Here is a 12,381-nt window from a genome sequence, read left to right as displayed (position 1 = left end):
CCGGCCATATTTTTAATGGGGCCGACCGCAGCGGGTAAAACCGATTTGGCCTTGGCGTTAAGCGACCATTTGCCCTGCGATCTCATCAGTGTGGACTCGGCCTTAGTCTATCGCGGTTTAAATATTGGCAGCGCAAAGCCTGAACCCGATACTTTGGCGCGCTACCCCCATCAGTTGATTGATATTTGCGACCCATCAGAACCCTACTCGGCGGCGCAATTTCGTCGTGATGCACTCGCGGCGATGGCGGCTAGTGCGTCGGCGGGACGTATTCCGCTGTTGGTGGGTGGCACCATGCTGTACTTCAAAGCCTTAATGGAAGGCTTGGCCGACATGCCCAGTGCCGACCCCGCGATTCGCGCCAAAATTAATGCGTTGGCGGTGGAAAATGGCTGGCCGGCAGTGCATGCGGAGTTGGCCGTTGTCGATCCAGAATCGGCGGCGCGTATTCACCCCAACCACTCCCAGCGATTATCGCGCGCGCTGGAGGTCTATCAGATCAGCGGCATTACGTTGACCGAATGGCAGGCTAGGCAATCAGAGCAGAAATTGCCGTATCAAGTGCATCAGTTTGCGATTGCGCCACCAGATCGCGCGGTATTGCACCGTCGTATTGAGCAGCGCTTGCGACAGATGTTTGATAGCGGTTTTATTGATGAGGTTGCGGGCTTAATGGCGCGTGGGGACCTCCATCCCGACTTGCCGTCGATTAGGGCGGTGGGTTATCGCCAGGTCTGGGAGCATTTACGGGGCGATTATGACAAGAGCGAAGCCTTTGAGAGAGCCTTAATTGCCACCCGTCAGTTAGCTAAGCGCCAATTAACGTGGTTGCGGGGTTGGTCAGATTTGATGTGGTTAGATTCTGGCGAAAATACGGAATCTCAGCTAAATAAGGTCTTGATGCAATCTGGCGCTGCCGTAGGACATTAACTTACGGTATACTGCAAATTACCCAGTCTGATTACGAACTAATTCGCAGGTTTGTGATCCATATTGCTGCTTTTTATTGATAGGTTTTATCAACGCCCGGTTTGGGCATACAGGAGGCTACACCATGTCAAAAGGGCATAGCTTACAAGACCCTTATCTGAATATTCTTCGCAAGGAGCGTATTCCGGTATCGATTTATCTGGTTAACGGTATCAAACTTCAGGGCCAAATTGAGTCTTTCGACCAATTTGTTGTGCTGTTGAAAAACACGGTTAGCCAAATGGTGTACAAGCACGCCATTTCTACCGTTGTACCGTCTCGTGTTGTTCGTTTGCCGATGGCGCATCCGCCAGAAGATGACGAAGAACAAGAAGACGCTGAATAACGGCAATTCTTTGAATTGAGGTTCGTCCTTGCTATTTGAAAGACCTAATTCCGGTGAGCGTGCAATTCTCGTCCATCTGGATTTTCACAGTGAGAACGAGCGAGAAGATTCCAACGAATTTGTGCAGCTGGTCACCTCCGCAGGGGGGGACCCGGTTGCGTTCATCACCGGCTCGCGTCAGCGGCCGGATGCTCGACTATTCGTCGGTACCGGTAAGCTCGAAGAAATTCGCGAAGCGCTAATCGCCAATGAAGGCGAGATCGTGCTGTTTAATCACGCCCTTTCTCCCAGTCAAGAACGCAACATCGAGCGCGAGCTGCAGTGTCGCGTGCTTGATCGTACTGGTTTGATTCTCGATATTTTTGCTCAGCGTGCGAATACCCATGAGGGTAAGTTGCAGGTTGAACTTGCCCAGCTTCAGCACATGTCCACACGTCTCGTGCGGGGTTGGACGCATCTTGAGCGGCAAAAAGGCGGTATTGGTTTGCGGGGGCCGGGTGAGTCTCAGCTTGAAACTGACCGCCGACTATTGCGTGCGCGTATTACGAGTATTCAGGCGCGGCTGCAAAAGGTTCGCAAGCAGCGCGAACAGGCTAGGCGGGCGCGGCGTCGCGCTGAGATCCCCGCCTTATCTTTAGTGGGTTATACCAACGCCGGTAAGTCGACGCTCTTTAATGTGCTGACGACCTCGGAGGTCTACGCCGCGGACCAGTTGTTTGCGACGCTTGACCCGACGGTTAGGCGTATTCAGGTAGGTGACGTCGGCCCCGTTATTTTGGCCGATACGGTTGGTTTTATCCGCCATCTCCCCCATAAACTGGTCGAGGCATTCCGAGCAACGCTGGAAGAGGCCGCGATGGCTGATTTGCTGATCCATGTTGTTGACTGCGCGGACCCTGAGCGCAGCGACAATATAAAGCAAGTGGTTGGTGTGTTAGCGGAAATCGGCGCGGGTGATATTCCGCTGCTTGAGGTTTATAACAAAACTGACCTGATTGATGTCGAGCCGCGTATAGAGCGTGACGATACCGGTAGGCCAGTGCGAGTTTGGCTTTCAGCTCGCGATTCAAAGGGCTTGGCGCTTTTTTATGAGGCCTTAAGTGACATTCTCGGTAATGAAATTTGTGAAACAACTATTACCTTGACTGCGGGGCAAGGCCGATTGCGGGCCTTACTTTACGGGCTCGGCGCAGTGCTTGATGAAAAACTTAATGACGATGGCTCGCAGAATTTACAGCTGCGCTTACTGGAGTCGGATTGGCAGCGATTTTTGTCGAACGAGTCAGTAAGCGAAGCGCTTTTGCACTCGACGCGTCCGGTTAGCACGCAGGAAGAATTCTGCTAGACTGCCCGCCGGACATTAAGTCGTTGGATCGCTGATTCTGTGCGAAGGCCAATACGGTCGTGATAATTTAATAGCGAACAATACGATAACATAGGAGAGGGCTATGGCTTGGAATGAGCCGGGTGGTGGCAAAGACAACGATCCTTGGGGTGGTAAAAACCAAGGGCCGCCGGATTTAGATGAGGCGCTAAAAAAGCTTCAGGAAAAGCTCAACAGTATTTTTGGCGGGGGTAAAAAACCCGGTGGAGGTAATGGTGGGGACGTCAAAATAGGCGCGAGTACGTTTGTTATCTTTGGCGTGTTAGCGGTTATTGTCTGGGGCTTGTTCGGCTTTTATCAGGTCGACCAGCAGGAGCGGGCAGTGGTCTTGCGTCTGGGCGTGTATCACGAAACGGTAATGCCAGGTCTACGCTGGAATCCACCGCTGATGGATGAAGTCAACAAGATCAATGTGACCAAAGTACGTGGCGTGGCCAGTCGCGGTCAGATGTTAACTGAAGATGAAAATATTGTTGATGTCGCCTTGTCGGTTCAATACACGGTAGCCGATCCTGCCAATTTCCTTCTCAAAGTAAAAAGCCCTGAGCTCAGCTTGGAGCACGCGCTGGAAAGTGCGCTGCGTCACGTGGTGGGCAGCTCAAAAATGGATCAGGTTATTACTGAAGGCCGCGAACAGATTGCGGTTGATACTCAGCAGCGCCTGCAGGCTTATTTGGATACCTACCAAAGCGGTATTTTGGTAGCCAAGGTCAATATTGAAGACGCTCAAGCGCCGTCGCAAGTGCAGGACGCCTTCGATGACGTAACACGAGCCAAAGAGGATCGCGAACGTTTAAAGAACGAAGCCGAAGCGTATGCAAATGGCATTATTCCTGAGGCGCGCGGTGCGGCTCAGCGCCAACTGGAAGAAGCACAAGCCTATAAAGAGCAGGTTGTGGCAAGGGCAGAGGGTGAGGCGCAGCGATTCGCAAACTTATTTACTGAGTATCGCAAGGCACCTCAGGTAACTCGCGAGCGTCTTTATATAGATGCGCTAGAAACCCTATACACTGACGCGACCAAAGTGATGGTCGATGTCGATGGCGGTAACAATATGCTGTATCTGCCAATCGATAAATTAATGGATAAATCTGCGACTGTTCGCAAGGGTTCTCAAGAAGAAGTCGATATACGTGTGCTGACAGATAAGGTGGTTGAGCAGTTACGCCGCGATACGCAAACCACTCGCAGAGAGGGTCGCTAACATGGGTAATCGTTCCTTTACCGTTGTCATTTTATTGCTGGGCGCGCTGGTGCTGGCGTTCAATTCTTTGTATATCGTGCGTGAGACTGAGCGGGCCGTACTGCTCAAGTTTGGTGAAATTGTTGATCCCGATGTCGCCGTGGGTCTGCATGTTAAAACTCCGTTTGTGCACATGGTACGTAAATTCGAACGTCGTATTTTGACCTTGGATGCGCCGACTCAGCGGTTTTTAACTATCGAGAAAAAACCACTAGATGTGGATTTCTACGCCAAATGGCGTGTTATAGATACTCAAAAGTTCTATACCGCGACCAATGGTGAGGAAATTCGTGCCGAGGGTTTATTGGCTCAGCGTATTAATACTGGGCTGCGTAACAAATTTGGCGAGCGTACCTTCCACGAAGTCGTGTCGGGTGAGCGCGATTTGTTGATGACCGATTTAACTCGCGACCTCAACGAGATCACTACTAGCGAATTTGGTATCCAGTTAGTTGATGTTCGAGTTAAGCGTATCGATCTGCCATCGCAGGTTAGTCAGTCGGTGTTTGATCGTATGAAGTCTGAGCGTGAGCGCGAAGCGCGTGAGCATCGCTCTACTGGTCGCGAATTGGCTGAGAAAATTCGTGCGACGGCTGATCGTCAGCGCACTGTTATCGGTGCAAACGCCTACCGTGACGCGCAGGTGTTGCGCGGTGAGGGCGATGCATTAGCAGCCCGCACCTACGCCGCGGCTTATAGTGCCGACCCTGAGTTTTATGCTTTTGTTCGCAGCTTAGAAGCGTATCGGGCGTCATTTAGTAATAAAGGCGACCTCTTGGTCGTCGACAGCAAAAGCGAGTTCTTCCGTTACCTGAAGCAGGGTGCGGATAAGCGATAAGTTACCCTTTCACTCCTCGCTATAGCGGGGAGTGTGGTATCATTCACACATCCGGGCTGATCCGAGACCGAAACGTCTTTGGGCAGCGCGGATTTTTTATGTTTGTGGCAGGCAAAGCGCATGTGGCAGGAACTGTCAGTGGCTCTCAGTCTGGTACTTATTATTGAAGGTTTGCTGCCGTTTCTGAGTCCAGAAAGATGGCGGTTACTAGCATACCGGATGGCAGATATGGACACTAAAACTGTTCGCATTGTCGGTTTAATAAGTATGTTATCGGGCCTCATTTTATTGAGTGTGCTGCGATAAAGTCTGATGGCTGATCAAGAGAGCAAAAATCGCGTATGACTTCGGTAGATCGTTGGCTACTCCCGGACGGTGTTGAGGAACTGTTGCCCGCACAAGCGGCACAGGTTGAAGCACTGCGTCGGCAACTTTTAGACCTCTATAAACGCTGGGGTTATGAGTTGGTGATTCCACCTATGTTGGAATACACCGAATCATTATTGGTGGGCTTGGGTAGCGACATTGATTTGTTGACCTTTCGGGTAACCGACCAGCTCACCGGTAGAATGATGGGCTTGCGTGCTGATATCACTCCGCAAGCTGCACGCATTGATGCGCACAGTTTGGGTCGAGAAGGCCCAGTCCGGCTTTGTTACGCCGGCAGCGTGCTGCATAGCAAACCTAAAAAGCCATTGGCCTCGCGCTCTCCCATTCAGTTGGGCGCTGAATTGTACGGCGATAACAGCCCAGCCAGTGATTTAGAAATTATTTGCCTGATGCTGGAAACCCTGCGGGTTGCCGGACTTGATGGCATTACCTTAGATACCGGTCACGTGGGTGTATACCGTGCGGTGATCAAGGCAGCAGCGCTAAACGCTGAACAAGAAGCGAGTTATTTCGATATATTGCAGCGCAAAGCCAAGACTGAATTGCGCGCTTTTGTGGCGAATTTACCGGTGAGCGACGGTGTCGCTGGGCACCTGTTGGCATTAAACGAATTGCACGGCGGCAAAGATGTACTGGCCAAAGGTCGGCAGGTTTTTGCTGATATTCCGGAAGCCATTGAGGCGATTGCCAGTTTAGAGCAGCTAACCGAAACCTTGGCGCTGCGTATTCCAGACTTGCAGTTCTATTTTGACCTTGCCGAGCTGCGTGGTTACCACTACCACACGGGCGTTGTGTTTTCCGCACTGGTTCGCGAACACGGTCAGGCGCTGGCGTCGGGCGGTCGTTATGACGACATCGGTGAAGTATTCGGGCGCGCACGTCCGGCTACTGGGTTTAGTATCGATTTAAAAGCTCTATTGGGCTTGTTGTCTCCGGTGACTGAGCCGGCGGCGATATTTGCACCTTACGACCCGAGTCCTGCGCAGTGGCAGTTTGTGCAGTCCTTGCGCGAGTCGGGTGAAAAGGTAATTTGCGGTTTACCAGGACAAGATGCTGACGCGGCATGTGACAGGGTAGTTCGCAAAGAGCAAGAACAGTGGTGTGTTGTATCGCTGAATTAATTGGGCTCGGTGGTTGTGAGTCAGTGTATTAACCTTTATCCAGAGAAGCGGATATGAGCAAGAATGTAGTGGTGCTGGGCACCCAGTGGGGCGACGAAGGCAAAGGCAAGATCGTCGATTTACTTACAGATCAGGCGACGGCTGTTGCGCGCTTTCAAGGTGGCCACAATGCGGGCCATACCTTGGTTATCGGCGGCGAAAAAACCGTATTACATTTGATTCCGTCGGGTATTTTGCGCGAAGGCGTGACCTGCTTGATTGGCAACGGTGTGGTGTTGGCACCCGACGCCCTATTAAAAGAAATGGGCGAACTTGAAGCTAAGGGCGTGCCAGTGCGCGAACGTCTGCGTTTAAGTCCAGCGTGTCCGCTTATTCTTCCCTACCATGTTGCACTTGACCAAGCGCGGGAATTGGCGCGTGGTGAAGCAAAAATTGGTACCACCGGTCGCGGTATTGGGCCAGCTTACGAAGACAAAGTCGCGCGTCGCGGTTTGCGCTTAGGCGACCTTTACAACCCTGAGCGATTCGCGCTCAAGCTAAAAGAGGTGATGGAATATCACAACTTTATGCTGACCTCATATTACAAAGTTGAGGCGGTTGATTATCAAAAAACCCTTGATGACGCGCTGCGTATGGCAGAAGAAATGCGTTCAATGGTGACGGATGTAACCAGTGCGTTGCATAAATACCGTGAAGAGGGTGCGAACATTCTCTTCGAAGGTGCGCAGGGTTCTCTACTAGATATCGATCACGGCACTTACCCCTTTGTTACCTCGTCGAATACCACCGCAGGTGGCACCGCGACCGGCAGTGGCTTTGGTCCCTTGTATCTCGATTACGTACTGGGTATTACCAAGGCATACACCACCCGTGTCGGTAGTGGTCCATTTCCTACCGAACTCTTTGATGATGTGGGTGCGTATCTAGCGAAGAAAGGCCATGAGTTTGGCGCAACAACTGGTCGTCCGCGTCGCTGCGGTTGGTTTGACGGCGTTGGTTTGCGCCAAGCGGTCAGAATCAATAGTGTGACCGGTTTGTGTCTGACCAAGCTTGACGTACTGGATGGCTTAGAAACCGTTCGTATGTGTGTGGACTATAAAAACCCGGCTGGCGAATCAATCGCCGCACCGTTTGATTGTGAAGATTACAACACCATTACACCGATCTACGAAGATATGCCAGGCTGGACGGAATCGACTGTGGGTGCAAAATCCCTAGCTGAATTGCCAGAAAATGCTCGCGCTTATATTCGTCGTATCGAAGAAATTGTCGGTGTGCCCATCGATATCGTTTCTACTGGTCCAGATCGGATAGAGACAATTGTCTTGCGCCACCCCTTCGGCTAAGCAATTTAGCTGATGCTAGGAAGTTAAAATGCCGCTGTTTACAGCGGCATTTTTGTTTGTGTACTCCGCATTCCTAGCCAGGCGGTTTTTATAGCGCTATTTAATTCTCTGTGCGTTATTAGTCTCTACGTAAAAATGAAAAGGTGTTTCCGCTCACAACGTGTCACATAACTGCAACATACTATTCACATATCTGTCACCAAGTCTCCCTACCATACGCTACATAAATTCAATCCTAGAAAATCCTTAGAGTTGGTTTCGGAGATAGTAAATATGAAAAAGCTTTTTGCACTGACAGCAATGTCATCAGCCCTACTGCTTGTTGCTTGTGGCGGTGGCGGCGATATTAATTTAAGCCCTACTAATATTGATAATAGTCAAGATAATAGCTCGAATAACAGCGGTGGCAACAACAATAATCCGTGTGCGTCTTATGTTAAGAATGGCAACACATTCCAAGGTCAGGTAGTGGGTGCAGATTGCTTTTATTCTGCCAACTTTGTTAGCTCTACGAATCCGATCACTGCTGACGAAGTGACTTTTTCTGCGATCTCCGGCGTGCATGAATTTGCCGACAGCCTCTTTATTGGTGAGGACGTAGATAGCCAAGCGGCCGCATCAGGTACGCCAATTTTGCAAGAAGGCGAAGGTACAAAGTTAAATATTGAAGCTGGCGTCACCATGGTGTTTAAACGTCCAGATAGCTATGTGCGTATTACCCGCGGTTCGCAAATTTTTGCAAACGGTACTGAGGGCGCACCGATCACGTTCACTGCCGACGAAGATATTGATGGCGTTGCGACTGAAGATGATCGCGGTCTTTGGGGCGGTATTCAAATCAACGGTAACGGTATGACTAACAAGTGTCATGACGGTACTGCAACTGGTTCAGGTACAGGTGCGGTTAGTGATTTCACTGCCACTGCGAATAACCCGCATAACTGTAACCAAGAAGCAGAGGGGCAGCCAGCGACCTACGGTGGTAACAACAACGCTGAGAGCTCTGGTGTAATGAAATATGTGGTTGTGAAGCACGCAGGTTTCGAGGTTGTCGACGGTAACGAGCTTAACGCATTTACCTTTAACGGTGTTGGCAGTGGTACAACTCTTAGCTACCTACAAGCCTATACCTCGCAAGATGATGGCTTCGAGTTTTTTGGTGGTGCGGTGAATATTGACCACTTGGTCGCTGTTAACGTGGGTGATGATTCAATCGATTACTCAGAAGGTTATAACGGCATGATTCAATACGCTGTGGTTGTTCACACCTCAGGTGCTAACCGCTGTATTGAAGGCGATAACACTGGTGGCGGACGTAGTGATGCGTTTACACCAACAACTAATATGATCATCTCTAACATGACTTGTATTACATCAAGTATCGATGAAAACGGTGGTGTCAACGCTACCTCTAAGGGTGATTCCGAAGGGCCGTTGTTTCGCGAAGGCGTTTTCTTCCAAATGTACAACTCTATTGTTACCTCTAACGCAGTAAACATGGCAAGTAACGAGTGCTTTGAGTTAGATAACACGGAAGGTCCACAAACGATTAAAGCGGCGCAGGACGGTGTAAGTAAGGCAAGCAGTAACCTAATAGCTTGTAGCGAGCCTACGAAAGCAAGCAACAGAGTTGATATGTTCGATATTAACAATTGGTTGGCTGGTGGTGGTAATGCGGATACACCTGCAAACAGCAACGTTAATAACGTGGTTATAAGTGGCGCCGATATTCCAGCGCAAAGTTTGATTGTTGGTGGTGTTGGTAGCCGAGGTTACAAAACGGCTGCAACTTTGACTAAAGCTGATGGCACCGCAGTGTTCGACCAAGCAACCCAACTTACCGATGTGGCTGCGGTTGACGCTTACTTTGAAACACCAAGCTACCTCGGTGGCGCAAATGCTGGCGACGACTGGTTGGCTGGCTGGACTGTAGGTTTAAGCGCTCCTCTTAATCCCTAAGTATTAAAAGTAATACCTGTTTCACAGGAAATGCGGGTTGCGACCCGCAAGTACAGCGCTAGAACGCCCTCCGCTCGTGAGGGCATTTTCCTGAGCACTTAGGATTTTGATTATGCTAATTAAACGATTTGCGCGAAAGCAGCTTTCTATAGCCGTAGCAGTGGCAAGCAGCGGACTGATCAGCACGGCTTTGGCTCAGAGCGTCGCCGTAGATACCAGCGAGCAATTCTCGCCGGCTTCGCTAGAGGAAGTGGTCGTGGTCGGTCGATTACAGAGTGTTGCTGCCTCTTTGACTGATGAGCGCCTGGAATTACCTTATTCGGCTGATTTTCTGGGTTTTGAAGCCATCGCACGTGCCGGTGACTCAACCATTGGAGCTGCTTTGCGTCGAGTAACCGGTGTTACTTTAGTAGACAGTAAATTTATTTATATACGTGGTCTTGGCGAGCGCTATAGCAACGTAACAGTTAATGGTGCGGCCGTGCCGTCGCCTGACTTGGCCCGTAGCGTTATTCCTTTGGATCTATTCCCTGCAAGTATTGTTGAATCTCTGAAGGTTCAAAAATCGTGGGGGCCGGAACTACCAGCTAACTTTGGCGGTGGTGCGATTGATATTCGGACTCGAAGTGTGCCAAGTGGGCCTGTTGCAGCAGTTAGCATTGGGACCGGTTTTAATACCGAAAGTGATGACGGATTAACCTATTCGGATAATTCGGGATCGATGCCGCAGGCGTTAACAAACGCAATCAGCCGGTATAAAGGCGATTTGTCGCAAAGTAACATCTTTGATATTGAGAATGCAGCCGGTAACGCTATTAGCCGTTTAGAAGCGGAGCAAGTGCAGCGCGATTTAATTCTATCTTTAAATCGCAATGTGGCATTAAACCAAGGCAAGCTAGATCCTGATCGTGATATTAAAATCGATCTTGGCAACGCTTGGGATGTGAGTGACGACTTAGTACTCGGCGCGTCTTTAAATTGGGGCTACGATGAAGAATATCGTAATAAAAATCAGATTAAACGCAGTATCGGTAATCCGAGCGATAACTTCTCTGAGTCTGAGCGGACTGTTTACGAACTGCGAAAAACCTTGGCAATTGTATTGGGCGCGGAGTACGCCGAAGATAATACAATACAGCTGAGTCACTATGTTATTCAAAACGACGCTGACGAGGCGAGTATTACTTCTGGATTTTCTAGCAATAATCCCGCAACAGAAAACCGTCCCAGAGTTAATTATGATACTCGCTTAGAGGAGCGCGAGCTCGAGCTGACGCAAATTACGGGTAGCCATCGTTTGGGCAAATTTTCGCCAGTGCCAGCGTTGGAAATGTTGAGCTTTGACTGGTTTTACTCGGATGCTCAGGCCACAACAAATGTTCCCAATGCGACGAGTTTTTCCGGTTCTATCGATAGAAACACATCGCCAGAAACCCCTTTCATTTCACAGTCGTCTACCGCTGGCCAGTTTGAGTTTCTTGCATTGGAAGATAATGTGGAGAGTTGGGGTGGGCGTGTTGAATTGCCAATCGATATTGACGGTCGCGAACTTACCGTTTCTGGAGGTTGGTGGAACTCAGAAAAAACTCGAGAGTACTACGGCTATACCGCGAACATCGGTACGAATGCCACGGTCGGTACCCCGCAAACGGTATTCACTGATGAGCGAATCAATGACTTAAATAATGTTTTTGATCTTGCGATGGGATCTGGATTCGGTAATGAAAGTTACGTTGCTGCTCAGAAGATAGGGGCGGTGTACGGCGGTTTAGATTTTCGGATGACTGAAGAGTGGCGCATTACATTGGGCGCCCGTTGGGAGGAGTATCAGCAGGCTGTGTTGCCGGTGAACCTTCTCGATTTTACCGGTGTGTTTAATCAGCAGTTAATTGAGCAGTTGCAAGATCCCAATCAGAAGTTTGCTGTTCAGAATGATGATATCTACTCAAGTTTTGCCGTGACTTATTCGGGTATGAGCTTGCTGGGTGCCAATGAGTTTCAAATTCGCTTTAGTGCGAGTGAGACGGTAGTTCGTCCTGATCTTCGTGAACTAGCGGATGTTGCCTATATTGATCCCGAGCTAAATGTCCGGGTTTTTGGTAATCCAGGGTTACAAACAACGGATATTAGTAACTTCGATTTGCGTGGTGAGTTCTATTATGACGGCGGTGATAACTTCACGGTATCGCTGTTTTATAAGGATCTAGAACGGCCGATTGAGCAGGTTGAGGGCGCTGGTTCAGATGATGACACGGTACTGCGTTACATCAACGGCGATTCGGGTGAAGTTTACGGCGTTGAATTTGAGGGCCTTAAAACATTGCCGGCGGGTTTGTTCCTTTCGGGTAATGTAACCTTGAGTGATTCGGAAATTGCCATCACTAGTAACAATGAAGTGACTAATACGGATCGTCGTCTAACCGGTCATTCTAAATATGTTGTTAACGCGTCATTGGGATACGATTCGCCAGATGAGCGTCACAGTGCATCTATACTGTACAACATATCTAGTGAGCGTATTTTCTTTGCTGGTACTTCGGGTAATGACGATGCGTTTGAGCAGCCGTTTGGCTCGCTGGATGTAATTTACAATTACTACCCAACTGAAAATCTTTCACTTAAAGTCAAGGTAACGAATCTATTGGATTCAAGCCGCGAGTTTGAGCAAAAGAATAGCAGCGGTACTAACGTCAAAATTCTTGAGCAAGAAGTCGGTACTAGCGTGGGTTTAAGCCTGAGCTGGAAATATTAATAAATTCTTAAACGTTTTTAGCAAAGGATTTGC

At 49.5% G+C, this 12,381-nt stretch carries 10 protein-coding genes; all 10 read left to right on the top strand.

Translation table 11 applies throughout. The annotated features are described in order from the left end of the window. Positions 1-15 precede the first annotated feature (15 nt). The 10 genes from miaA to AAC007_RS09225 all read left to right on the top strand — a co-directional run bounded on the left by miaA (position 16) and on the right by AAC007_RS09225 (position 12,348). Complete coding sequence (miaA, locus tag AAC007_RS09270; RefSeq protein ID WP_339676244.1) at positions 16-930, top strand: tRNA (adenosine(37)-N6)-dimethylallyltransferase MiaA; 915 nt, start codon at positions 16-18, stop codon at positions 928-930. Between the two features lie 124 nt (positions 931-1,054). Further along, positions 1,055-1,315 carry an RNA chaperone Hfq gene (hfq, locus tag AAC007_RS09265; RefSeq protein ID WP_219042635.1) on the top strand — a complete coding sequence of 87 codons (261 nt, stop codon included), beginning with the start codon at positions 1,055-1,057 and terminating at the stop codon, positions 1,313-1,315. A 28-nt stretch (positions 1,316-1,343) separates the two neighbouring features. Next, entirely contained in the window at positions 1,344-2,660 is a 1,317-nt protein-coding gene (gene hflX, locus AAC007_RS09260; RefSeq protein WP_339676172.1) for a ribosome rescue GTPase HflX, read from the top strand. A 103-nt stretch (positions 2,661-2,763) separates the two neighbouring features. After that, the gene (gene hflK, locus AAC007_RS09255; protein ID WP_296436142.1) at positions 2,764-3,903 is read left to right on the top strand and encodes an FtsH protease activity modulator HflK; all 1,140 of its coding nucleotides are present in this window, start codon (positions 2,764-2,766) and stop codon (positions 3,901-3,903) included. 1 nt (position 3,904) lies between these two features. Further along, positions 3,905-4,780 (top strand): protease modulator HflC, encoded by an 876-nt coding sequence (hflC, locus tag AAC007_RS09250; protein WP_295874228.1) that lies wholly within the window; start codon positions 3,905-3,907, stop codon positions 4,778-4,780. 120 nt (positions 4,781-4,900) lie between these two features. Further along, complete coding sequence (locus AAC007_RS09245; RefSeq protein WP_219042631.1) at positions 4,901-5,086, top strand: DUF2065 domain-containing protein; 186 nt, start codon at positions 4,901-4,903, stop codon at positions 5,084-5,086. 35 nt (positions 5,087-5,121) lie between these two features. Continuing rightward, a complete protein-coding gene (locus AAC007_RS09240; protein WP_339676168.1) occupies positions 5,122-6,291 on the top strand; it encodes an ATP phosphoribosyltransferase regulatory subunit in 1,170 nt (389 codons plus the stop codon). 53 nt (positions 6,292-6,344) lie between these two features. After that, positions 6,345-7,637, top strand: coding sequence for an adenylosuccinate synthase (locus tag AAC007_RS09235; protein WP_219042629.1), 1,293 nt, complete (start codon positions 6,345-6,347; stop codon positions 7,635-7,637). Positions 7,638-7,910: 273 nt separating this feature from the next. Beyond that, on the top strand, positions 7,911-9,596 hold the full coding sequence (locus AAC007_RS09230; RefSeq protein ID WP_295874216.1) for a hypothetical protein: 1,686 nt from the start codon (positions 7,911-7,913) through the stop codon (positions 9,594-9,596). 112 nt (positions 9,597-9,708) lie between these two features. Beyond that, on the top strand, positions 9,709-12,348 hold the full coding sequence (locus AAC007_RS09225; RefSeq protein ID WP_339676162.1) for a TonB-dependent receptor: 2,640 nt from the start codon (positions 9,709-9,711) through the stop codon (positions 12,346-12,348). The last annotated feature ends 33 nt before the right edge of the window (positions 12,349-12,381 follow it).

The sequence above is a fragment of the uncultured Zhongshania sp. genome (assembly GCF_963975605.1).
In the GTDB taxonomy this organism is placed as follows: Bacteria; Pseudomonadota; Gammaproteobacteria; order Pseudomonadales; family Spongiibacteraceae; genus Spongiibacter; species Spongiibacter aquimaris.
The sequence above is the reverse complement of the archived record's forward strand: the minus strand, read 5'-3'. Positions and strand labels throughout refer to the sequence as shown.

Excerpts from the sequence above, each read along its gene's own strand:
- miaA (WP_339676244.1), top strand. The coding sequence starts at position 16 with ATGGGGCCGACCGCAGCGGGTAAAACCGATTTGGCCTTGGCGTTAAGC.
- hfq (WP_219042635.1), top strand. The coding sequence starts at position 1,055 with ATGTCAAAAGGGCATAGCTTACAAGACCCTTATCTGAATATTCTTCGC.
- hflK (WP_296436142.1), top strand. The coding sequence starts at position 2,764 with ATGGCTTGGAATGAGCCGGGTGGTGGCAAAGACAACGATCCTTGGGGT.
- hflC (WP_295874228.1), top strand. The coding sequence starts at position 3,905 with ATGGGTAATCGTTCCTTTACCGTTGTCATTTTATTGCTGGGCGCGCTG.
- AAC007_RS09245 (WP_219042631.1), top strand. The coding sequence starts at position 4,901 with ATGTGGCAGGAACTGTCAGTGGCTCTCAGTCTGGTACTTATTATTGAA.
- AAC007_RS09240 (WP_339676168.1), top strand. The coding sequence starts at position 5,122 with ATGACTTCGGTAGATCGTTGGCTACTCCCGGACGGTGTTGAGGAACTG.
- AAC007_RS09235 (WP_219042629.1), top strand. The coding sequence starts at position 6,345 with ATGAGCAAGAATGTAGTGGTGCTGGGCACCCAGTGGGGCGACGAAGGC.
- AAC007_RS09230 (WP_295874216.1), top strand. The coding sequence starts at position 7,911 with ATGAAAAAGCTTTTTGCACTGACAGCAATGTCATCAGCCCTACTGCTT.
- AAC007_RS09225 (WP_339676162.1), top strand. The coding sequence starts at position 9,709 with ATGCTAATTAAACGATTTGCGCGAAAGCAGCTTTCTATAGCCGTAGCA.